Below are 22,155 nucleotides of genomic sequence, written 5' to 3'. Positions count from 1 at the left end.
TTGACCGCATCATCGCGGCAACAGCGCGGCAGAGCGCGCCGGGTCGGTGTCTGGTCGCACGCGAGCGCTCATCCCGCAAGGCGCCGCGGCACCCGCAGGCGCCAGATCACGCAGGAGCGCTCCGCCGGATCGAGGGCGATCCGGTGCGATTTGCCGCGCAGCTCGAAGGTGTAGCCTTGGAGCAGGTCCTCGACCTCGACCGCGCCGTCGTCGGGCAGGCCGAACAGCCAGAGCGGCACCTCGTAGGTGCATTCCTGGCGGTTCTTCGGGTCGAGGTTGACCATCACGAAGACGCAGTTGTCGAGCTCCGGCGTCACCTTGGCGTAGGCGATGATCTCGTCGTTGAAGGCGCCGCAGAAATGCACGTTGCGGAAATCCCAGAGGGCCGGGTTCTCGCGGCGGATCTGGTTGAGCTTGATGATGTGCTCGCGGATGTTGCCGGGGCGATGGTAGTCCCAGGCCTTCAGTTCGTATTTTTCCGAGTTCAGGTACTCCTCCTTGCCGGGGTACGGCGCGGCCTCGCACATCTCGAAGCCGTTGTAGATGCCGTAGACGGAGGAGAGCGTCGCGGCGAGCGTGGAGCGCACGACGAAACCCGGCCGGCCGCTGGTCTGGAGGTAGTACGGATTGATATCGGGTGTGTTGGCGAAGAAGTTCGGGCGGTAGTACTCGCCCATCTCGCCGGCGAGTTCGAGGGCGTACTCGGTCAGCTCCGCCTTGGTGTTGCGCCAGGTGAAATAGGTGTAGCTCTGCTGGTAGCCGGCCTTGGCGAGCTTCTTCATCATCTTCGGCCGGGTGAAGGCCTCAGCGAGGAAGATCGCGTCCGGATACTGGCCGTTGACCTCGGCGATCACCCATTCCCAGAACGGGATCGGCTTGGTGTGCGGGTTGTCGACCCGGAAGATGCGCACGCCGCGCGCGCACCAGCCGAGCAGGATGTCGCGCAGCTCGATCCAGAGCGAGGGCAGCGCGCCGCCGTAGAAGTGGACGTTCGAGATGTCCTCGTACTTCTTGGGCGGGTTCTCGGCGAACTTGAGCGTGCCGTCCGGGCGCCACTCGAACCATTCGGGGTGGTTCTTGATCCAGGGATGGTCGGGCGAGCACTGGATCGCGAAATCGAGCGCGATCTCCATGCCGTAGGCGTGGCTCGCCGCGACGAGCCGCTCGAAATCCTCGAGCGTGCCGAGATCCGGATGCACGGCCTCGTGGCCGCCCTCCTCGGCGCCGACCGCGTAGACCGAGCCGACATCGCCCGGCAGCGCCTTCAGGGTGTTGTTCTTGCCCTTGCGGTTGGTGCGCCCGACCGGGTGGATCGGCGTGAAGTAGAGCACGTCGAAGCCGAGTTCGCGGATCTGCGGCAGGCGGTCGATCACGTCCTGAAAGGTGCCGTGGCGGTTGACGTCCATGGACTGCGAGCGCGGGAAGATCTCGTACCAGGCCGAGAACCGGGCCGCGAGGCGATCCACGATCACCGGCAGCACGACGGGATAGCGGGAGAGGTTCACGCGCTCGGCATGGGCCCGCACCAGCTTCACCGAATCGGGCTGCAGGATGCGGTCGAGTTGCGCCGCAGAACCGCTCTGCTCGGCGGCCAGTGCCGAGACCAGGGCCGCGAGCCGGTCCTTGTCGCGGCCGGTGGCGAGATCGGCCGCGGTCTGGACGAGCGCCACGCCCTCGATCGTCTCGAGGCGGACATCGACGCCCGCGTCGCGCTTCTTCAGGGTGTCGCGCATCCAGGACGAGAAGCCGTCGCGCCACGCCTCGATCGTGACCTCGTAGCGGGCGTTCTTCTCCAGCGGGACGCTGCCGCCCCAGCGGTCGTTGTCGATGAAGACCATCGGGTCGCGCCGCCACGTCTCGGTGCCGGCCACGCGCGAGAGAACGGCGGCGTCGATGATTTCGTGGCCGTCCGAGAAGATGTCGGCCTCGACGTGCAGTGACTCGCCGACGACGCGCTTCACCGCCGAGCGGCCGCCGTCGAGTTCCGGCGTCACCGCCTCGATGACGACGCGGCCCCTCCCCTCCGGCCGGTCGTGCAGAGGCAGACGCGCGACCTTGGCGGCGTCGGCCGTGATGATGCGCAGTTCTCCCGGCGCGAGGTCGATCGCGCTGCCCGGGTGAAAGGCGATCGGCTCGGCCTCCGGCGTGCGGTCGGTCCAGGGCCCGAGCATGCCGCCCGTGCGGGCGATCAGCGTGCCGGCATCGACCGGGAGCGGGCGCTCGGTCGGGTTGTAGAGCACGATCACGGCGTTGCGCGCCGAGGCGTGGTGGCCGGTGTCGAAGCGGGCGAGCGCGACGAGATCGGAATCGGGCGCCGAGATGCGCTGTTGCGCGCCCTCGACGTTGGCGGCCGGGATCTCGGCGCGCAGCTTATTGATCGCCGCGACCGAGGCCGAGATGTCGATGCCGGTATCGTGCTCGCGGGAGGCGGGCGTGGTCTCGACCACGTGGAGGCGGCGGCGGTAGCCCCACTCGTAGCCCACCGGCATCAGCACGCCCGCCGAGAAGAAGGCGGCGAGCGCGTAGCGCGCGCGCAGGTGCGCGGCGATCTCGGCGGCACCGCCCACCACCTCGGCCGCGAGGCGGCCCATGTCGTGGTTCTCCGGGAAGGCGATGGAGGGCGCGAGGACGCGCAGGCGCTCGTACTGCTCCAGCGCCCAGCCCTTCTTCAGGTCCCACCACGCGAAGGAGTTGAACAGGTAGTCGAAGCCGGCGCCGGCCGTCTCGCGGGCCTGCTCGAAGGTGCAGCCCAGGGTCTCGGCGGCGAACAGGCACTCGGGGTCGCGCCGCTTCGCCTCGCCGATGAGGACACGCCACGTCTCGGCCGGGACCATGTAGGCGGCGTCGCACCGGAAGCCGCGCACGCCTAGCCCCTGGAGCTTGGCCACGTAGGCGCCCCAGATCCGGGTCAGTTCGTGGCGGGCGTGCTCGGCGTGGTAGTCGAGCTCGGCCAGATCCCCCCAGACCGTGCGCTTCGTCGGATCGTCCGGATCGACCGCGAAGGGGCTGGCGATGGTGCCGTCCGCGTCCTTCAGGAAGAGGTCGGGCCGCTCGCGGGCGAGTGTGCCGTCGTTGGCCGTGTGGTTGATGACGAGGTCGGTCATCACCTTGAGGCCGGAGGCCTCGGCCGCCGCGCAGAAATCGCGGATCTGGTCGTCGTCCGAGCGGCCGTCGGCATCGCGGAACCGCTCGTCCAGGCGGTCGGGGTCGGCCACCGCGTAGAGGCTGCCCGAGCCGCCGGTCTGGTGGAACGGGTTGAGGTAGACCCAGTCGAAGCCGAGATCGGCGATGCGCGGCAACTCGCGCGTCCAGTCGGCGACGCGCCCCACCAGCAGCGGGAACAGGTTGTAGATCCGCGGCCCCTCGGCCCGCGGCGCGAAGGCGGCCGGCAGGGCCTCGACGCCGGTCGCCGGGGCGGCCTTCGTCGCGGTGGTCGGTGCGTTCATGCAGGCCTCTTCGTCGTCTCGCGTGTGGGGCTAACGCCCGAGCATCCGGCCCGCTCCGGGCGTGGGACCCGCGAATGTCTTGAAAATCCGCGGGCTCCGGGGCCGCTGTCTTAAGCGGCCTCTATGTCACTCCGTCCGTCGCAGCACCGCGAAGGGCAGGTGCCGGAACAGTTCGGCGCAGTCGGCCTGCCCGCCCGCGCGGGTCTCGCCGGTGACGAGATCGCGCCAGCGCGTGCCCGCGCCGAGGTCGAGCACGGTGCCGGCGAAGCCCTCGCCGGACCAGACCTGTCCGTCCGGCACGAGCTTCGCCACGAGCCGCGGCACGGCCACGACGAGATCGTCGCCGCCGCCCGCGCCGTCCGCCCGCTGGAAGGCGAGGACGTGGGCCGCCTTCGCGCCCTCGGCCGGCAGGGCCCGGTAGTCGGCATCGGCGTAGAAGCCCGCCCGCTCGGCGCGCTCCGCGAGGAGCTTGGCGAGCACCGCCTGCTTCACGCGCCCGTCCCACCACGTACCCAGAAGTTCGGAAGCGGGACGTCCCTCCTCCAGCGCCCGCGCCAGCGCCGGGTAGTCGACCGGGCGGCGGTTGTCGGGATCCACGAAGGAGAAGTCCCAGAACTCGGTGCCCTGGTAGGTGTCGGGCAGGCCCGGCAGGGTCGCCTTCAGCACCGTGCGTCCCAGGGACGTCAGCATGCCGAGATGGGCGAGGCGCTGGGCGAAGGGGCGCAGTTCCCGCAGGAAGTCCGAGCCCGGCGCGACGATCGCCTCGAACAGGCGCTTGACCGCGCCCTCGTAGGCCTCGTCCACGTTGACCCAGCTGGAGCGGCGCTTGCCCTCGCGCATCGCCTTCTCGCCGTAGGCGATGAGGCGCTCTCGGAAATCCTCGATCCCGGCCGCGTCGTCCTGCTGGAGGAGTTCCAGCGGCCACGCGCCGAGGATCGCCTGGAAGAACATCCACTGGTCGTTGGCGTCGGGCGCGGGCTCGTCGTCGATCGTGGCGAGGTGCGGCCCGGCGGTCGCGCGCCAGAGGTCCCAGGCGCGAGCCCAGGCATCCGGCATCTCGGAGAGGGCGATGAGGCGCGTGCGGGCGTCCTCGCCGCGCTTGGTGTCGTGCGTCGCCGTGGTGATCATGGCGTTCGGCCAGTCGCGGGCACGCGCCGCCTGGAGCGCGTGAAAGTGCTCCGCGTCGATGCCGTACTCGCCCGGGTCGCCGCCGACTTCGTTGAGGCCGAGGAGCAGCGCGTAGCGGTAGAAGAGGGTGTCCTCCAGGCTCTTGGCCATGACCGGGCCGGTCAGCTGCTGGAAGCGGCGGCGGAAGCGCAGCACCACCCGCGGATCCGGTCGGCCCGGCCCGGAGGTCTCGACGCGGCCGAGCAGCACGTTCTGCGCGAAGTCGTGCACCGAGCGGTCCGGCAGGCCGGACCAGCGCTTGGCCTTGGCCACCGCGCCCTCGATCAGCCGGACGTCCTCGGCCTCGATCTCGGCGTCCTCCAGTTCCGGCGGCAGGTAGCTGCGGTAGGTGGGAAAGCGCGCGATGATCTCGATGAGCGCCCGGCGGATGGCGTTGACCGAGAAGTCGCGGGTGCGCCGGTCGGCGTCGGCCACCTCCTTGAGGTCGGCGGTCAGCACCTCCAGCTCGCTCGCGAAGCTGATCTCGAGGATCTCGGCCTTCGCGGCGCGGAGCTGGAAGCCGTAGGGCTCGTCCATGCCCGAGGCCCACTCGTAGATGCGCCGGACCTTGGCCTGCTTCTCCTTGTCGACCAAGATGCCGTCGAGCTGGTTCAGCACGTCGTAGCCGGTGGTGCCGGCCACCGGCCAGGGCCGCAGCTTCTCGCCGGGCTCCAGGATCTTCTCGACCACCACGTAGAAGCCCGGGCCCACCGCGGCCTGGAGCGCGCGGGCGTAGCCCAGCGGGTCGGCCAGCCCGTCGATGTGGTCGATGCGCAGGCCGTCGATGCGGCCCTCGCGCACGTGCCGGAACACGGTCTCGTGCGAGCGGTGGAAGATGTCCGTCTTCTCGACGCGCAGGCCCGCCAGCGAGTTCACGTCGAAGAAGCGGCGGTAGTTGATGTCGCTCGACGCGATGCGCCAGTGGGCGAGCCGGTAGGCCTGGCTTTCCAACAGGCGGTGCAGCGGCCCGAAGCTGTCCGGGTGTCCCTTGACGCCGTTGAGAAGCTTCAGGCCCCGCTCCATCGCGTCGCGGATCGTCGGCGCCGCGGCGTAGACGGCGGCGAGGCGCTGCTTCAGCCCCTCGGCCTCCTCCGGGAAGCCTCGGCGGCGCTCCGGGTTCGTCTCCTCGCCCATGGTGCGCAGACGCTCGGAGATCGCCATCAGCTCGGCCGAGGCGTCGTCCCCGACCTCGCCGAGGGCGGCCAGCACCCGGTTGAGGATGGTCGGGTAGTTCAGCGGCCGGATCGGGAACTGGTGCTCGTAGTGCCAGACGCTGAAGGCGCCGGCCTGCGGGTCGAACTTCAGTTCCAGCGTGCCCTTCTCCAGGGCCTCGCCGTAGCGGTCGCCCAGGAACGGGATGACGAGGTTGCGGTTCGCCCCCATCCGTTCCCAATCGATGTCGAAGGCGTGCGCGAACGGCGACAGCGGACCCCACTCGAGAACCGAGAGCCACCACGGGTTGTCGGCGCCGCCGACGCCCATGTGGTTCGGCACGATGTCGAGCAGGAGCTTCAGGCCGTGCTCCCGCAGCCGGTCGGAGAGGCGCACGAAGCCTTCCTCGCCGCCGAGTTCCGGGTTGATCGCGCCGTGATCGACGATGTCGTAGCCGTGGGTCGAGCCGGGCCGCGCCTTCTGGAGCGGCGAGGCGTAGACGTGGCTGATGCCGAGCTTGGCCAGGTACGGGACGATCCGCTCCGCATCCGCGAAGGTGAAGTCCTTGTGGAACTGCAGCCGGTAGGTCGCCCGCGGCGGCGGCGCGTTGAGGCGCGCTGCACCCGAATGCGGTCCGCGCTCCTCGGCCGAGAGCGAGGCGGCGAGCTTGGCGAGCGGGCCGCCGGGCTCGGCGATGGCGGTGAGGTCGCGGTCGAGCTTGCGCCGCCAGTTCGGATAGCCCTCGGTCGAGCCCGGCACGTTGGCCTGGGAGAGTTCCGAGATCACGTCCTCGTACTGGACGGCCGTGAGGATCGAGGGCGCGCGGGCGAGATAGCGCGCGGCGGCCTCGAAGGGCGCGGCGTCGGGCGGGTCCCAGCTCGGCAGAAGCTGCTCGCCGGCCAGGGCCTCGGTGAGGCGGCGGCGCTCGGTGACGCGCTCGCCCCGCTCGGCCTCGGCCCGCTCCTGGTCGTAGAGGCCGAGCGCCTGCCGGGTGTCGGTATCGACGCCCCGCCACCAGCCGACGAAGGTCGGCAGGTCGTGCGTGGTGATCGCGGTGAGCGCGTCGCGCGGATAGGCGCCCGGCGCCTTGAAGCGGCCGTCGCCCTCGCGCTCGAAGGCGAGGATGCGGTAGCTCAGGATGCCGGCGCCCATCAGCGCGTCCGAGAAACCCTCGGGCGCGGTGCCGAGATCCTCGGCGATCACGATGCACTTGTTGCGGTGGCTCTCCAGGCGCAGCACGGCCAGCATCGGCTCGAACGGCATCAGGACGTAGGCGCCGTCATGAGCCGAGCCGCCGAGCGGGATCAGGAAGAGCCTTGCCAGCTGGAAGGCGTGGTCGATGCGGATCGCGCCGGCATGGCGCATGTTGGCCTGGACCAGAGCCCGGAAGGCCGCGAGTCCGTCGCGCTCCATCTCCAGCGGGTCGAAGGCCGGCAGGCCCCAATCCTGGCCCTTCGGGGCGAGGAGGTCCGGCGGCGCGCCGATCGAGACGCCGTTGGCGAAGCGCTCGGGATGCGACCAGATCTCGGAGCCGCCGCGGTCGGCGCCGACCGCGAGGTCGCGGTAGAGGCCGATGCGCATGCCGGCCTCGTGCGCGCGCCGGGAGGCCGCGGCGAGCTGACGGTCGGCGAGGAATTGCAGCCAGGCGTGGAAGCTCACGGCCTCGGCGTGCTCGGCCTCGAAGGCGCGCACAGCCTCCGTGCCGGCGCGGCGGTACTCCTCCGGCCAGTCGCCGAGCCAGTGGGCGCCCTGGGCCTTGAAATGGGCCGAGAGCGCTTCGAACACCGCGTGGGCCTGAAGATCCTCGCCGCCATCCTGGCGGAACGCCTGGAAGTCGGCATCCTCGCCGCGGCGGGCCGGCGAATCCTGCCAGAGCGCGTCGAGCACCGGCGCCAGCACGTCCCAGACGCCCTGGTGATCGACGAGGGAGGCCGAGCGCAGGGCCTCGACCGCGCGACCGTTCTCCCTCAGCAGCGCCTCCGCCCGCGAGCCGACGAAGCCCGGCAGGGCGTCCGGCGCGATGAACAGCGTCTCGAGGAACAGGCGCGAGGAGGGCGAGTAGGGCGAGATCTTGGTGCGGTCGGCCCCGAACAGGGCGTGGACCGGGCTGAGACCCAGGAAGGACGCGCCGCGCAGGCCCGCATCGTGCGCGGCCTGCCCCGCATCCGCGTAGGTGCCGATGCCGATATTGTCCGCCGAGCGCAGGCCGTAGAGCTGCGCGGCGAGGCCCCAATCGGCCGCGCCCTCGTCGGCGTAGGCACGCGGGCGCCAGCAGCGCTGCGGCGCGGCGATCACCCAGGCCTCGGCTTTGCGGTCGCCGAGCGTCGCCGTGAGGTGATGGTAGCCGGGCGTCAGCGGCGGCAGCTCGAAGCCCGCCTCGCTGCCCGAGATCGCCGCACGCCCCTCGCGGGCATTGCCGCGCTCGTCCACGACGCGCCACGCCAGGGTACCGGCTTCCGCCCGCACCGGCACGCGGGCGGTGCGGCGCGCCTCGACCGGCATCAGCGGCGGGACCAGCCCGCGGCGCAGGGCCTCGACGGTGCGGAGCGACTCCGCGGCCTCGTCCTCCGAGCCGACCCGGAAGCCGAGGGCAGCCAGCAGTCCCTTGCGGACCTCCAGCTTCGTCTCGACGGGTTTGCCGAAGGCATCCGTGTAGCCGCCGGCGACGCCGACGAGGTCGGCCAGACGTTCGAGAGTGCCGCTCACTGGTTCTTTTCCGTCACGAAGACGCCGGTCCAGCCGGCCAGGCTCGCGCCCCGATCATCGGGCGCGTTGGTCCAGATCACCTCACCGGAGAGATCGTCCGGCTGAAACTCGGCGTCGCCCAGGTTGGCGACGAAGCGGAGCGTCCCGGCGCCGAAGCGCCAAGTGCAATCGACCACGTCGGGGCGCGGCAGGGTCGCGATGGCGCCGCGGTAGCCGGACTTGGCGAGCGGCACGACCACGTCGCGGCGGATCGCCAGCAGGCGCTTCGTCTCGGCGAGCACGTCCTTGTGCGGCGCTCGCTCCGGCTCGGACCAGTCGAGCTTCGAATCCGCGAAGGTCTTCTCCTCGGTCGGGTCCGGGATCTTCGAGGTGTCGTCGGCGAAGGCGGCGAAGCTCTTGAACTCGCGGCGACGGCCCTCGCGCACGGCCTTGTTCAGCTCTTCGTCGGGCGCGAAATCCACGAAGAACAGGAACGGCGTCGAGGCCGACCATTCCTCGCCCATCCAGAGCATCGGGATCTGGGGCGCCAGCAGGAAGCCGCCGCGGGCGAGAGCGAGCTTTCTCGGATCCGAGAGCTGGCTCAGCCGCTCGCCGAGCGCCCGGTTGCCGACCTGATCGTGGTTCTGCAGGAAGGTCACGAAGGCGTGGGGCGGCAGGTGCGCCGAGGGCTCGCCGCGCGGGTGGTTGTCGAGGGTCGGGAAGGGCTCGCCCTGGTAGGCGAAACCCTCCGACAGGCAGCGGGCGAGACGCTCGACCGGCTTGTCCGCGAAGCTCTCGTAGTAGCCGGCATCCTCGCCCGTCAGCAGCACGTGCCAGCAATGGTGCAGGTCGTCCGCCCACTGCGCGTCGTGCTGGCGCGGCTTGCCGTCCGCATCCCGCTCCAGCCACTTGGCTTGGTTCGCCTCGTTCTCGAGCATCAGGTGGATCTGGCGGTCGGGGAATTTCTCCCGGACGGTCTCGCCGAGCTCGGCCAGGAAGTGTCTTTCCGAATCGTCGAGGATCGCGTGCACGGCATCGAAGCGGATGCCGTCGAAATGATACTCCTCCAGCCAGTACAGCGCGTTCTGGATGAAGTACTGGCGCACCGTGCGGCCGCTCTCCTTGCCGTCGAAGTTGATCCCCGCACCCCAGGGCGTCTGGTGACGCTCGGTGAAGAAGGTCTTGGCGTAGGCGTGGAGATAGTTCCCGGCCGGGCCGAAATGATTGTAGACGGCGTCGATGTAGACCATCAGCCCGAGGGCGTGCGCCCGGTCGATCAGGCGCTTCAGGTCGTCGGGCCGGCCGTAGGCTCCGTCCGGCGCATAGGGCAGCACGCCGTCGTAGCCCCAGTTGCGGGTGCCCTTGAAGTCGGCGAGCGGCAGCAGCTCGATCGCGGTGACGCCGAGGTCGCGGATGTATTCGAGCTTGCCCGCCAGCCCCGCATAGGTGCCCTCGGGGGTCGCGGTGCCCACGTGGGTCTCGTAGATCACCGCCTCCTCGAAGGGGCGGCCCGTCCAGGCGTCGTCCGTCCACACGAAGGCGTTCGGGTCGATCACCTCGCTCGGACCGGACACGTCCTCGGGCTGGAAGCGCGAGGCGGGATCGGGCACCACGAGGTCGCCGTCGATGCGGAAACCGTAGCGGGCGCCGGCCCTCACACCCGGCACCACCGCCCGGCGCCAGCCGTGCTCGGCGGCCGGAATGGCGTGGTCCTGCCCGTCGATCACCAGGGTGACGTCCTGCGCGGTCGGGGCCCAGAGCGCGAAGCGCACGCCGCCCTCCACGAACTCGGCACCGAAATCCATGCTGTGGGCGCGCCGCATCGAGCCTGTTCCTTGTCGTCGAAGACCCGCGCTCGGGAAGCGCGGACGAGCCGTCGAACCGTGTCGTGGCACGCCCAGGAACGCCGAACCGGCGGCGCATCGTTGGACGTCTTGGAGCCCCTCACGAAACGCCCGATCGCCGGGAGACCTCCCTCTGCACGCGACGGTGCAGCGGGCGTTTCATGAGAGGCTCTTGGGGAGCGTGCGGGCGTGTCCGGCCCCGCTTCCTCATCAGAAGGCGGCGCGGCGCATCTTGTTCCCGCGCCGCAACTAAGGCGGTGGAACGGTGCGGCAACGGTGTCGCAGGGTAGATTCCGGCGGATCGGGCGGCGGTGCGGATCGGCGTCGCCTCGGGGGCCGGCGCCGGGCCGCGCTCTCGACAACTCCCGGTTGCCGTCCCCCGCAGCGCCATGCGCCAAGTGCACCGTCATCCCGCGGCAGCGCCGGAATGACGGGGGTGGGAACCCGGTCGCGGGAGACCGCCTCAGGCCGCCTCGTCGGTGCGGGCGGCGAGCACCAGCACCGTGCGGGCCGGCAGGCTCAGGCTGCCGCCCCCGGCGAGCGCGGCGGGGCCGAACAGCACGGCGCCGGTCTCGCGCGCGGTGTCGAACACCACGCGCCAGGGGCCGCCGACGTCCGGCGCGATCCGGAAGCTGCAGGCCGTCTCGGCAGCATTGAACAGGATGAGCAGGCGCTGGCCCGCCTCGCCGTCGTTGCCGATCTGCATGCCGAAGGCCTGGCGGCCGTCCTCGCCCCAGGCGGCCCCGTCCATCTCGGTGCCGTCGGGGCTGAGCCAGTGCACGTCGCGCAGCGGCTCCTCCGGATCGATCGCGGAACCGTCGAAGAAGCGGCGGCGGCGCAGAGCCGGCTCCTCGCGGCGCAGGCGGAGCAGGTTCGCCACGAAGGTCGCCAGCGTCGGGTCCGGGTCCGAGGTCCAGTCCATCCAGCTGACGGCGTTGTCCTGGCAGTAGGCGTTGTTGTTGCCGCCCTGGCTGCGCGAGCGCTCGTCGCCCATCAGCAGCATCGGCACCCCCTGCGCCAGCATCACGGTGGCGAGCAGGTTGCGCTTCTGGCGGGCCCGGACCTTCAGGATCTCGGGGTCGTCCGTGTCGCCCTCGACGCCGTAGTTGCGCGAGACGTTGTGGCCGTGGCCGTCGCGGTTGCCCTCGCCGTTCTCTTCGTTGTGCTTCTCCTCGTAGGCGACGACGTCGGCCAGCGTGTAGCCGTCGTGGCTCGCCGCGAAGTTGATGCTGGCGAGCGGCGAGCGGCCGGAGGGCGCGAAGACCTCGCGCGAGCCGGACAACCCTTGCGTCAGCTTCGGCAGGGTGCCGCGGTCGCCGCGCCAGAAGCCGCGGGCGGCGTCGCGGAACTGGTCGTTCCACTCGCTCCAGCCGCGCGGATAGCCGCCGAGCTGGTAGCCGCCCTCGCCGATGTCCCAGGGCTCGGCGATCATCTTGACGCCGGCCAGCACCGGGTCCTGCGCCACGGCCTGGAAGAAGGCGGCCTGGGGCGAGAAGGCCAGCGGCGCGCGCCCGAGCGAGGAGGCGAGATCGAAGCGGAAGCCCGCGATGCCGTAGGCGGAGACCCAGTGGCGCAGCGAATCCATCACCAGCTGCATCACCCGGGGATGGGCGACGTCGAAGGTGTTGCCGCAGCCCGTGCAGTCGATCCCGCGCTGCGGGTCGGCGGGGTCGAGCTTGTAGTAGCTCGCGTTGTCGATGCCGCGGAACGAGAGCGTGGGGCCGTCGAGCCCCGCCTCGCAGGTGTGGTTGTAGACCACGTCGAGGAAGACCTCGATCCCGGCGGCGTTCAGCTCCCGGATCGCCGCCTTGAGGCCGCCGGTCCCGCCGTGCCCGAGATAGCGCGGGTCCGGCGCGAAGTAGCCGAGCGGCGAGTAGCCCCAGTAGTTCACCAGTCCCTTGTCGACGAGGAAGCGGTCGTCGGCGAAGGCCTGGATCGGCAGCAGTTCGAGGGCGGTGACGCCGAGCTTCCACAGGTGCTCGATGATCGCCGGATGGGCCAGCGCCTCGTAGGTGCCGCGCTCGGCCTCGGGGATCGCCGGGTGGGTCATGGTCAGGCCCCGGACATGGGCCTCGTAGATCACCGTCTCGTGCAGCGGCCGGCGCACCGGCCTCAGGGCGAGGTCGGGCACCTCGGGCGCGGTGACGACGGCCTTCGGCATGTAGGCCGCGCTGTCGCGCCGGTCGATCCGGTCCTCGCGGGCGACCCCGCGGCGATGGCCGTAGAGCGCGTCGTGCCAGCGGATGCGGCCCGCGATCTCGCGGGCGTAGGGGTCGAGCACGAGCTTCGAGGCGTTGAAGCGGTGGCCGCGCTCCGGCGCCCACGGCCCGTGCACCCGGTAGGCGTAGAGCTGGCCCGGCAGCACGCCGCGCAGGTACCCGTGCCAGACGTCGTCGGTGCGCGCCGGCAGCCGGATCCGGTGCGTCTCGTGGCGCTCGCCCGGCTCGAACAGGCAGAGATCGACCGCGGTGGCGTGCTCGGAGAACAGGGCGAAATTGACCCCGCGCCCGTCGAAATGCGCGCCGAGCGGGGCCGGCACGCCGTCATCGACGCCGATCATCGGGCAAGTCCGTCCAGAGGGTTCGAGAAGGCGACCGGGATTACTCGGCGGCCTCGGCCGCCGTCGGCGGCTCGCGCTCGACGGTCCGGAAATGCTCGAGCTCGGTCAGGAAGTTGCGCGCCCACCAGTCCACGTCCTCGCGGGTCATCCGCTCGGCCATCGGCTTCCAGCGCTCCAGCCGCTCGCCGCGCGACATGTAGAGCGCCGTGCGGATCGCCTCGGCCACCTCGAAGCGGTCGTAGGGGTTGACCAGGAGCGCTTCCGGCAATTGCCGTGCCGCCCCCGCGAACTTCGACAGGACGAGGACGCCCGGATCCTCCTCGCTCTGCGCGACGACGTATTCCTTGGCAACGAGGTTCATGCCGTCGCGCATCGGCGTGACGAGGCCGACGCGGGCCGCCCGGTAGAGGCCCGCCAGCACGGGCCGCGGATAGGCCTTGGTGACGTACTGGATCGGGGTCCAGGCCGGGTCGCCGAGCGAGCCGTTGATCTCGCCCACCGTCTCGTTCACCTCGCGGGCGAGCTGCTCGTATTCCGGCACCTCGCTGCGGGATTTCGGCGTGATCTGGATGTAGGTGACGTTGCCGCGCTGGTCGGGGTTCGAGGCCAGGAAGCTCGAGACCGCCTCCATACGCTCGGGCACGCCCTTCGAGTAGTCGAGGCGGTCGACGCCGATGATGAGCTTGCGGGTGCGCAGGCCCGCCATGGTCTCGCGCACGACCTTGTTGGACGAGGCCTTCTCGGCCGCCTCCTTGAAGCCCTCGACGTCGATGCCGATCGGGAAGCTGCGGATGCGGGTGCGGCGGCCATCGACCATCAGCGAGCCGCCGCCGAGGGGGATGGCGCGCAGGCTGTCGATCAGGTTGCGCGAGAGGTTCTGGACGTCCGGATCGGTCTGCAGACCGATCAGGTCGTAGTCGGCGATGGCGCGCAGCAGGTCGCCGCTCGCCGGCAGCGAGTTGAAGACGTCGGCCGCCGGCCACGGGATGTGGTGGAAGTAGCCGATCGGGTTGGCGAGGCCGAGGCCGCGCAGCTCCGAGGCCAGCGGCAGCAGGTGGTAGTCGTGCACCCAGATGATGTCGTCGGGCTCGACCAGCTTGGCGAGCGCGCGCGCGAAGGTGCGGTTGACCCGGCTGTAGCCGGCGTAGTCCGAGCGCGAGAAGGCGCCGAGCCCGAGCCGGTAATGCATGATCGGCCAGAGCGCCCGGTTGGCGAAGCCGGCGTAATACTCCTTGTGGTCCTGCGGAGAGAGATCGACCACGGCATACTGCACCCGGCCGCGATCGATCAGCGTCGGCTCCTCGGACGGGTTCTCGCTGATCGTGCCGCTCCAGCCGAACCAGAGGCCCTCGTAGGAGGAGAACGCTTCCTTCACCGCGACGGCGAGGCCACCCGCGGCCACCGCCTTGCTGCCTTCCTCGGGAACCGCCACGCGGTTCGATACGATGACGAGGCGTGCCACGCAGTCGGCTCCCGTTCCCTCAAAATCGTGCGGACGCGAGAGACGCGGCGTCCGCCGTACACCTGCTAGCCAGAACGCGCGGAAGCGAGGCGCGATCCCGCCGACCTGCCGAACCAAGCGCGGAACCGCCCGCCGGGTCAAGGGCCGGCGCGCGTCCTGTCCCGACGATTCACCCTGCCCTTCCTCCCGGACGCCGTCTCCCGGGAACGGTCCGGGACGGGTCCGGGACGGGTCCGTTCGCACCCGGGAGGCCCACCGGGAAGCCCCGGGAGGCGGCGGCGGGAGCTCGGCGGAACGTATCGGAGTTGCACCTGCGAGGACCGGAACCGTAGGGGGTCGAGGCGGTTACTCAGCCACGTTCAGCAACGCCCCGCGCGAGGAGTGACCGATGGCCGCGAGCGAGTTCCCACATCCGGCCCCGGGCGATCCCTCGGCCACCCACGATTCGCCTGGCGCACGGCAGCAGGCGGACTGGCGCGGCCTGAAGGGCGACGTCGAGGGCTTGGCGGACGTCGCCGCCGAGCAGGGACGCGGCCTCCTCGACGCGGTGCGCGTCCAGGCCCAGGACTACGTCGAACAGCGCAAGAACGACGCGGCCGGACAGGTCCACGACCTCGCCCGCACCATCCGCTCGTCGTCCAAGGATTTCGACGACAAGCCCAACATCAAGGCCTTCTTCGACAGCGCCGCGGACGGCCTAGAGCAGCTCGGCTCCTCGATCGAGAGCCGCAGCTTCGGTGATTTCTACGCCGAAGCCGAGTCCTTCGCCCGCCGCGCGCCGGTCGCGGTGGCGGTCGGCACGTTCGTGGCGGGCCTGCTCGCCGCCCGCTTCATCAAGTCGTCGAGCCTGCCGCCCGAGGGCGACGCCCGCGACGGGTTCCGGGGCTGAGCCATGGCGCAGGGTTCCGCACCTCCACCGAACGGGTCGAGCATCCAGGGCCTCCTCGGCGAGGCCCTGCGCGAGACGAACGACCTCGCCCGCAAGGAGATCGCGCTGTTCCGCGCCGAGATGGCGTCGAACCTGCGCTCGCTGATCGTCGGGCTCGCCTGCATGGCGGCCTCGGCCGTCTTCGCCGTGGTGGCGCTGCTCGTGCTGATCGGCGCCTTCGTGAAGTGGCTCGCCACGATCGTGGGGTCCGAGTGGCTCTCGGCGCTGATCGTGGGCGGGGTCCTCCTCGTCATCGCGGTCGGGCTCGCCCTCTGGGCGCGCAGCGCGCTCTCGCTGTCGACGCTCGCGCCGACCCGCACCACCCGTCAGGTCCGCCAGGACGCCCGTGCATTGTCGGAGCGCGTATCCGGATGAGTGGCATGAACGATTTGGAGCGCGACATCGAGGAGAGCCGCGCCCGGCTCGACCAGACGATCGACCGCATCCAGGGACGCCTCAACGCGTCGAGCCTCGTGGACGAGATGCTCGGCAGCGCCCGGCGCACGCCCCTGAACGGCGTCTACGACGGCGCGCTCGAGGCGGTGCGGCGCAACCCCGTCCCCGTCCTGCTGATCGCGGCGGGCGTGGGCTGGCTGATGCACCGCATGTCGCAGGAGGCCAACCGCCGCCGCACCGAGGTGCAGGCCGAGCGCGTCCCCGTCCTCAACACCGGCGCGGCCCGCGTCTACGACCCGGACCGCCCGACGACGAAGCCCGCGGCGGTACCGGCGAACGACATCGTCGATACCACGCACGTCTGAAGTCCCGCACGGGCGCCCCCGTCGCGCCGGAGTCCGAAGGAGTTTCCCATGAGTGAAGGTGCCGGACAGAAGGACGGGCCTGGCCTGCCGCAGCTCGACCCGCACGGGCGCGCGGCGGACCACACCCTGAAGCCGGATCCCCAGGGGATCCACGACCCGCTGGGCCGTGCCGACCACGACCCGCACGGCCGCGCCGCCGACCACACCCTGCATGCCGACCCCGCCGGCGAGCGCGATCCCCTGCCGCGCGCGGGCTTCGATCCGCACGGCCGGACGGCGGACTTCTCCAACAGCAACACCTCGGGCACCGCCTCCGGCGGCGATCTGCGCAGCAAGGTCGAGGGCGTCGGCGCCGCGGCCCGCGAGCAGGCGGGGGCGATCCAGGACCGCGTCGGTCAGGCGGCCGATGAGGCCGGCAGCCGCATCCGCTCGGCCTACGACGACGCGCGCACCTACGTCTCGGAGGCCGGAGAGGGGCATCTGCGCCGCATCGACGACCTGACCGACCGCGGCCGCGAGGGCCTGCAGCGCGGGCGCAACGCCGTGGAGGACTTCGTGGGCGAGAACCCGCTGCTGGTCGGCGTCGTCGGCCTCGCGGCCGGCCTGCTGCTCGGCGCGCTCCTGCCGCGCACCCGGCAGGAGGACCGCAATCTCGGCCCCTACGCGGACGAGGTGCGCGACCAGGGCCTGCGCTACGCCCGCGAGTTCACCAATCGCGGACGGGAATTCGTGCAGACCGCCCTCGATCCGGAGACGGTCAATGCGGCGGCCCGCAAGGTGGCCGGCCAGGACGACGCGCAGAGCCGCAGGCCGGACGATCCGGTGCGGCACACGCTCTGAGTCCGACGTAGATCCCGAATCGGCAAGAGGGCGGTGCCGTGCGCCGCCCTCTTCGTTTGTTCCCGGAGAAGGCCGTCCCTGGGGGAGGCCGCCCCGCTCCCCTCTGCCGCATGCGTCGAATCCGGCGCCACCGCGTTGATCCCGCATGCCCAAGCCCGCCGCCAGACCCGAGCCGCCCGAGACGCCCCGTCTCGGCTTCTGCTGCAAGTTCATCCCCGACGAGCCACCCGGCACCCACGCGACCCAGAAGGCCGCGAAGGAAGCCGCGCTCTTCATGAACCTGACCAGCGCGACGATGGCCCACCTGACGAAGCTCGCCCCCGTCGCGCGGGCGGCGAAGCTCTCGGGGATCGTCACCCACAACCTCGCGGCGCTCGAGCGCCAGATCGACTGGGTCGGCGCCCGCCCGCCCCTCGAGCGCCTGCTGCGCATCGCCAGCAACGTCCTGCCGGGCTACACCCACCCGATCGCCGAGCCGCTCTACGCGGACCCGACCTTCGCACGCGCGATCGAGACGGGGCTCGCGCGGATCGGCGAGCGGGCGCGGGCGCTGGGCGTGCGCCTCAGCTTCCATCCGGGGCCGTTCTGCCTGCTGGCGAGCCGCAACCCGGCCGCCATCGCCAACGGTCTGGGCGAACTGGAATATCACGCCCGCATCTTCGAGATGATGGGCTTCGGATCCGGCTGGCACCCCCACGGCACCCACATCAACATCCATGTCGGCGCGCGCGACCCGGGCCTTGCCGGCTTCCGCGAGACGCTGCCGCGCGCGAGCGAGACCGCCCGCAACCTCCTGACCATCGAGAACGACGATTTCGGCTTCAGCACCGACGAGTTGCTCGAACTCGCCGACGTGGTCCCGATCGTGCTCGACCTGCACCATCACTGGGTCCTCAGCGGCGGCGCGTATCTGGAGCCGGACGATCCCCGCATCGCCCGCATCCGCGAATCCTGGCGCGGCGTGCGGCCGATCGCGCATATCAGCGTCTCGCGCGAGGACATGCTGCCCGCCCCCGACCCCGACGTGCTGCCGGATTTCGGGGCCCTGCGGGCGGCCGGCGTTCCGGTCAGGGAACTCGCCGCCCATTCCGACATGATGTGGAACCGGGCCGTCAACGCACTGGTGGCGCGCCACCTCGCCTGGGCGGATTTCGAGGTCGAGGCGAAATCCAAGAACCTCGCCTCGGTCGGCCTCGCCGATCAGGTCCGGGCGGGCCTGGGGCCCGTCGGCACGGCGCGGGGCCTGATCGCGGCCGAATGAATCTCGACGGCCCCTCCGCCAGAGGCTAGGCATCGGCCATGAAGACCGCCGACTGCGACATCCTCATCGTGCCGGGGCTCCGGGGCTCGGAGGAGGACCACTGGCAGGCCCGCTGGGCGAGCCGGCTCCCGACCGCGCGCCTCGTGCAGCAGGACGACTGGCACAACCCGGAGCCCGGTCCCTGGCGCGCCCGCGTCGCCGAGGCGGTCGCCGCCGCGACCCGGCCCGTGATGCTGATCGCCCACAGCCTCGGCGTCGTCGCCTGCGTCGAGGCGGTGCCGGACCTGAAGCCCGGCATCGTGCGCGGCGCGGTCTTCGTGGCCCTTCCCGACGTCGAGAACGCCCCGGACCTGCCCGACAGCGTGCGCGCCTTCGCGCCTCTGCCGCGCGACCCCCTGCCGTTTCCCTCCCTGGTGGTGGCGAGCCGCACCGACCCGCACTGCGACTATGCCCGCGCCGAGGACTTCGCCTACGCCTGGGGCGCCGCGATCGTGGACGCGGGCGATTCCGGCCACATCAACGTCGCGAGCGGGCACGGGCCCTGGCCCGAGGGCCTGATGCGTCTGGCCGGCTTCATGAAGACGCTCTGAGCGCCGAGCGCGCCGATTAAGGCTTCGTTTACCCTGCGGGGGTCTGGATGGTCGCGAAAGCCGGGCCAGCCCGCCCGCGGGAGATGGATGTGACGCGCAGAGAGCTTCTGGAACGCCTCGATACGGCCATCGCCGCCCTCGGGCCGCGGGCGCCCACGAACTTCAACAGCTCGCTCTTCGGGGATGCCGCCCTGCTCAAGCGCATCGAGGCCTTCGAGGCGCAGATCAACCTCCCCGAGAAGCCGAAGGTCGCCGACTACACCGGCAACATGTTCTCGCGCATCGCCAACCGCCGGGCCGCCGGCGCGAAGTGAGGGATCCCAGGGCTCCGCCCTGGACCCGCCAAAGGCCGTAGGCCTTCGGGATCCAACACCATCCGTGTCCTACCGCGAAGCATCCGCGTCCGGCTGAGCCGCCTTCAGGAGCTCGCCCGCCACGTCGGTGAGCCGCGGCGGGGCCTCCCGGGTGAAGGGCAACGGCCGGCAGACGGCCAGCGCCGCGAGGCCGAACCGGGCGGTCATCAGCCCGTTCAGAACGCCCTCGCCGAGCTTGGCCGAGATGCGCGCGGCCACGCCCAGCCCCAGCACCTGCTGCAGCATGCTCTCGCCCACCGCCATGCCGCCCGTCACCGTGAGGTGGGCCAAAGCCGCGCGGGCGAGCCGGATGAAGCCGAGGAAGCCCGGGCGCCCGCCGTAGATCGCCGCGATCCGGCGCAGAAGCCGCACAGCGGCGAAGACCACGAAGGCCACGTCCACGATCGCCCGCGGGCTCAGCGCGGTCACGGCGGAGACCTGCTTGGCCGCCGTCGCGATGGCGTTGCGGGCTTGGCCGTCGAGGGGCGACAGCAACTCGTGCTCGGCGAGCCCGATGCGGTCGTCCACGTCGAGGATCGCGTCGCCCAAGGTCGCCAGCCGCTCGCGGCCCGGCGCCAGCGCCGCGCGGTCGGCGTAGAAGGCCGAGAGGTCGCGCACCACACCCTGCGCCGCGGTGTGGTCGCGTGTCGCCAGCGCGTCGATCGCGGCCTGCCGCAGGTGCTCGATCTTCCGCTCGCGCCAGAGCCCGGAGAGCTCGCGCGCCACGATCGCCAGCAGGGCCAGCGACGCGAGGCCGAGCAGCGCCAGCGCCACCCAGCCGAGCCAGGGCGCCGTCGCGAACAGGTCCGCGATCAGCCGCTCGACCGAGAGCCCGACCGCGATCGCCACGAGGCCGCTGACCGAGGAGAGCAGCAGCGCCCCCCAGGGCGAGCGGCTTCTGGCGGCGACCGGCACGGGCGTGCCGTCGGCCGCGTCCACGATCTCGAAGGGCTCCTCGACGATCCGGACCTGGGACGGCGCGACGGGCTCGGGTGCCACGCCCTCCGGCGCCGGCTGGTCGGAGGGAATGCGGAAGGCGCGCGGGCGGCGGGGGTTCGACATGGCTCAGGCCTCGAAAACGATCACGCCAACCGGTCCCCGATCAGGAACTGCATCGCCCGGTCGAGCCGGATCTGCGGCAGGTGTCCCGGGCGCCCGAGCGCGTCGGGCCGGACCGGCGGCGGGCGGAACCGGGGAAAGCGGAGCGAGCCGGGCTCGACCGCGCCCTCCAGCACCGCCTCCGGCCGGGCCGGCAGCTCGCCGGGGAAGACGGCCGCCTCGCTCGTCCCGTCGAAGACCTCGCCGTCCACCACCTCGCCCGCCTCCGGCACGCCGGCCACCGCGCGCAGCGCCTCGGCGCCGTCGTGGACCGTGGTCTCGCGGGTGGCCCGCACGGAGGCGAGCGCCACGGTGCCGACCCGCGCACCCGCCGCTTCCGTCCGGCGCATGGCGCGCGAGACGAGCAGGCGCAGCAGCGCGTCGAGCCGGTCGTGGCTCGTCTGGTGGAGGTGGTCGGCCTTGGTCGCGGCGAACAGGATCCGGTCGGCCCGCGGCGCGAAGAGCCGCGAGAACAGGGTGTTGCGGCCGATGTTCAGGCTGAGCAGCACCGCGTCCAGCGCCTCCTCCAGCTCGGCGACAGCGGTCGGGCCGGCATCGACCGCGGCCAGCACGTCGACCAGCACGATCTGCCGGTCGACCCGCTGGAAATGGTCGCGGAAGAACGGCACCACCACCTTGGCCTTGTAGGCCTCGAAGCGTCGCTGCATCAGCCAGGCCAGGCTTTCCGGCGCGATGGCCTCCGGCAGGTTGTCGAGCGGCGCGAAGGTGAGGGCCGGCGAGCCCGCGAGGTCGCCCGGCATCAGGAAGCGCCCCGGCGGCGTGGTGGCCACGGCCTCCGGCCCGTTGCGGAGCGCCGCGAGGTAGGCCTTGAACGCGTCGCTCGCCCGCTCGGCCAGCACCTCGTCCAGCGGCGCGTTCGGATCGAGGGTTTCGAGCAGGGCGAGCCAGGGCGCGGCGCTCTCCGCACGGCCGGCCCGGCGCGTGCCGTTGATCGTGGCGCGCGACCACGCGGTGTAGTCCTGCTCGATCAGCGCGAGGTCGAGCAGCCACTCGCCCGGGTAGTCGACCACGTCGAGCATCAGCGTCCCGGGGCCCGAGCGCCAGCCGCCCGCCCGCTCGTACTCGATGGCGAGGCGGAACTGGCTGATCCGGTCGGTCGAGCGCGGCCAGAGGCGACGCTCGGTGAGCGCCGCGTAGTGGTCCTCGAAGGGGAAGCGCGGCACGTCGTCGTCCGGCTGCGGCACGAGGCGGGCACGGCGCAGCCGCCCCTCGTGCGCAGGGGCGAAGGCCGGCAGCGCGTGGGCCTCGGTGAGATGGTGGATCAGCGCGGTGGTGAAGACCGTCTTGCCCGAGCGCGCCAGCCCGGTGACGCCGAGCCGCAGCGTCGGCTGGACCAGGAGATCGCCCGACGCCTCGGCGAAGGCCCGCATGGCGGATCCGGCACGGGCGGCGAGGTCGGTCAGGGGCACGGAGACTCCCGGGGCGGGCGGTCGGAACGGTGAACTTGGCCGCGCTGAGGTGGCGCGGCACGCGGGTGGGCGCAAGGCCCGGGCGCGCGGACCCCGCTCAGTTCGCCGCCTGCGCGGTCGCGAGGGCGGGGATCGACAGGCGGGCGATCGCCGCCCGGACCAGCTCGGCGGAGGCGCGCATCGTGCCGAGCTCGACCTTCGACATCGCCAGCATCACGCGTTCGAGGTTCGGCCCCGGGCGGCCCTCGGCGTCGAAGAGCTTGAGGTCGTCGTCGGGCCCAAGGCCCACGCTGCCCGCGATGGCGGCGGCGTAGTTGCCGATGCGCGCGGTGTCTCCGCTGCAGATCGGGGCGGGCGCGCGCAGGTCGGAGAGGGTGAAGCCCGGTGCCAGCAGCGGCAGTGTGGCCGATTCGGCGACGAGCTGGGACGGCGGCGGGGTGCGCCGCTCCAGCAGGGCTGCCGGGTTGTCGGCGCCGCGCACCGGGGTGGGGGATGCCGCGATAGCCCGGGCGGGCTTCGCGGCGCTGCCCGGCCGGAGTCCCGGATGGCCGGCCATCCGGGCGAGCGGCGACCAGGGC

At 71.7% G+C, this 22,155-nt stretch carries 14 protein-coding genes and 1 pseudogene; 7 read left to right on the top strand and 8 right to left on the bottom strand.

What is annotated here, in order from left to right; genetic code table 11:
- Positions 1–68: 68 nt before the first annotated feature.
- The 5 genes from AX737_RS27005 to AX737_RS26985 all read right to left on the bottom strand — a co-directional run bounded on the left by AX737_RS27005 (position 69) and on the right by AX737_RS26985 (position 14,316).
- The gene (locus tag AX737_RS27005; protein ID WP_066926869.1) at positions 69–3,446 is read right to left on the bottom strand and encodes a maltotransferase domain-containing protein; all 3,378 of its coding nucleotides are present in this window, start codon (positions 3,444–3,446) and stop codon (positions 69–71) included.
- 126 nt (positions 3,447–3,572) lie between these two features.
- On the bottom strand, positions 3,573–8,471 hold the full coding sequence (locus tag AX737_RS27000) for a malto-oligosyltrehalose synthase (protein ID WP_066926867.1): 4,899 nt from the start codon (positions 8,469–8,471) through the stop codon (positions 3,573–3,575).
- On the bottom strand, positions 8,468–10,273 hold the full coding sequence (gene treZ, locus AX737_RS26995; protein WP_066926865.1) for a malto-oligosyltrehalose trehalohydrolase: 1,806 nt from the start codon (positions 10,271–10,273) through the stop codon (positions 8,468–8,470). Before treZ ends, AX737_RS27000 begins: the two co-directional genes overlap by 4 nt.
- Positions 10,274–10,757: 484 nt before the next feature.
- Positions 10,758–12,854, bottom strand: coding sequence for a glycogen debranching protein GlgX (glgX, locus tag AX737_RS26990; RefSeq protein ID WP_066926863.1), 2,097 nt, complete (start codon positions 12,852–12,854; stop codon positions 10,758–10,760).
- Positions 12,855–12,894: 40 nt separating this feature from the next.
- Entirely contained in the window at positions 12,895–14,316 is a 1,422-nt protein-coding gene (locus AX737_RS26985; protein ID WP_066926861.1) for a trehalose-6-phosphate synthase, read from the bottom strand.
- Positions 14,317–14,704: 388 nt separating this feature from the next.
- On the opposite strand from AX737_RS26985, the gene AX737_RS26980 reads away from it, so the two are divergent.
- The 7 genes from AX737_RS26980 to AX737_RS26950 all read left to right on the top strand — a co-directional run bounded on the left by AX737_RS26980 (position 14,705) and on the right by AX737_RS26950 (position 19,010).
- Positions 14,705–15,205: a hypothetical protein gene (locus AX737_RS26980; RefSeq protein ID WP_066926859.1), complete on the top strand. Its 501-nt coding sequence runs from the start codon at positions 14,705–14,707 to the stop codon at positions 15,203–15,205.
- A gap of 3 nt (positions 15,206–15,208) precedes the next feature.
- Positions 15,209–15,619 (top strand): phage holin family protein, encoded by a 411-nt coding sequence (locus AX737_RS26975; RefSeq protein ID WP_066926857.1) that lies wholly within the window; start codon positions 15,209–15,211, stop codon positions 15,617–15,619.
- Positions 15,620–15,624: 5 nt separating this feature from the next.
- Positions 15,625–16,005, top strand: a complete 381-nt coding sequence (locus AX737_RS26970) for a DUF3618 domain-containing protein (protein ID WP_082773326.1) — start codon at positions 15,625–15,627, stop codon at positions 16,003–16,005.
- 48 nt (positions 16,006–16,053) lie between these two features.
- Complete coding sequence (locus AX737_RS34930) at positions 16,054–16,845, top strand: hypothetical protein (RefSeq protein WP_066926853.1); 792 nt, start codon at positions 16,054–16,056, stop codon at positions 16,843–16,845.
- A gap of 145 nt (positions 16,846–16,990) precedes the next feature.
- Positions 16,991–18,106, top strand: coding sequence for a UV damage repair endonuclease UvdE (locus AX737_RS26960; protein ID WP_066926850.1), 1,116 nt, complete (start codon positions 16,991–16,993; stop codon positions 18,104–18,106).
- 38 nt (positions 18,107–18,144) lie between these two features.
- Positions 18,145–18,696, top strand: coding sequence for an alpha/beta hydrolase (locus AX737_RS26955; protein WP_066926848.1), 552 nt, complete (start codon positions 18,145–18,147; stop codon positions 18,694–18,696).
- Positions 18,697–18,785: 89 nt separating this feature from the next.
- Complete coding sequence (locus AX737_RS26950; protein WP_066926903.1) at positions 18,786–19,010, top strand: hypothetical protein; 225 nt, start codon at positions 18,786–18,788, stop codon at positions 19,008–19,010.
- 69 nt (positions 19,011–19,079) lie between these two features.
- Here the strand turns inward: AX737_RS26950 and AX737_RS26945 are convergent, their stop codons facing one another.
- The 3 genes and pseudogenes from AX737_RS26945 to AX737_RS34925 all read right to left on the bottom strand — a co-directional run.
- Positions 19,080–20,111, bottom strand: a complete 1,032-nt coding sequence (locus AX737_RS26945) for a TIGR01620 family protein (RefSeq protein WP_066926846.1) — start codon at positions 20,109–20,111, stop codon at positions 19,080–19,082.
- A gap of 20 nt (positions 20,112–20,131) precedes the next feature.
- Positions 20,132–21,538, bottom strand: a complete 1,407-nt coding sequence (locus AX737_RS26940; protein ID WP_066926844.1) for a YcjX family protein — start codon at positions 21,536–21,538, stop codon at positions 20,132–20,134.
- 136 nt (positions 21,539–21,674) lie between these two features.
- A pseudogene (locus AX737_RS34925) lies at positions 21,675–22,155 on the bottom strand (hypothetical protein); the annotation flags it as partial.

It is taken from the genome of Methylobacterium sp. CCH5-D2 (assembly GCF_001556475.1).
Classification (GTDB): domain Bacteria; phylum Pseudomonadota; class Alphaproteobacteria; order Rhizobiales; family Beijerinckiaceae; genus Methylobacterium; species Methylobacterium hispanicum.
Note: the sequence above shows the minus strand (reverse complement) of the source record. Positions and strands in the feature narration are given on the sequence as shown.

What these genes read in the sequence shown, in the direction of transcription:
- AX737_RS34930 (WP_066926853.1), top strand. Translation starts at nt 16,054, where the DNA reads ATGAGTGAAGGTGCCGGACAGAAGGACGGGCCTGGCCTGCCGCAGCTC.
- AX737_RS26955 (WP_066926848.1), top strand. Translation starts at nt 18,145, where the DNA reads ATGAAGACCGCCGACTGCGACATCCTCATCGTGCCGGGGCTCCGGGGC.
- AX737_RS26975 (WP_066926857.1), top strand. Translation starts at nt 15,209, where the DNA reads ATGGCGCAGGGTTCCGCACCTCCACCGAACGGGTCGAGCATCCAGGGC.
- glgX (WP_066926863.1), bottom strand. Translation starts at nt 12,854, where the DNA reads ATGATCGGCGTCGATGACGGCGTGCCGGCCCCGCTCGGCGCGCATTTC.
- AX737_RS26945 (WP_066926846.1), bottom strand. Translation starts at nt 20,111, where the DNA reads ATGTCGAACCCCCGCCGCCCGCGCGCCTTCCGCATTCCCTCCGACCAG.
- AX737_RS26980 (WP_066926859.1), top strand. Translation starts at nt 14,705, where the DNA reads ATGGCCGCGAGCGAGTTCCCACATCCGGCCCCGGGCGATCCCTCGGCC.
- AX737_RS26940 (WP_066926844.1), bottom strand. Translation starts at nt 21,538, where the DNA reads ATGCGGGCCTTCGCCGAGGCGTCGGGCGATCTCCTGGTCCAGCCGACG.
- treZ (WP_066926865.1), bottom strand. Translation starts at nt 10,273, where the DNA reads ATGCGGCGCGCCCACAGCATGGATTTCGGTGCCGAGTTCGTGGAGGGC.
- AX737_RS26970 (WP_082773326.1), top strand. Translation starts at nt 15,625, where the DNA reads ATGAACGATTTGGAGCGCGACATCGAGGAGAGCCGCGCCCGGCTCGAC.
- AX737_RS26960 (WP_066926850.1), top strand. Translation starts at nt 16,991, where the DNA reads ATGCCCAAGCCCGCCGCCAGACCCGAGCCGCCCGAGACGCCCCGTCTC.
- AX737_RS27005 (WP_066926869.1), bottom strand. Translation starts at nt 3,446, where the DNA reads ATGAACGCACCGACCACCGCGACGAAGGCCGCCCCGGCGACCGGCGTC.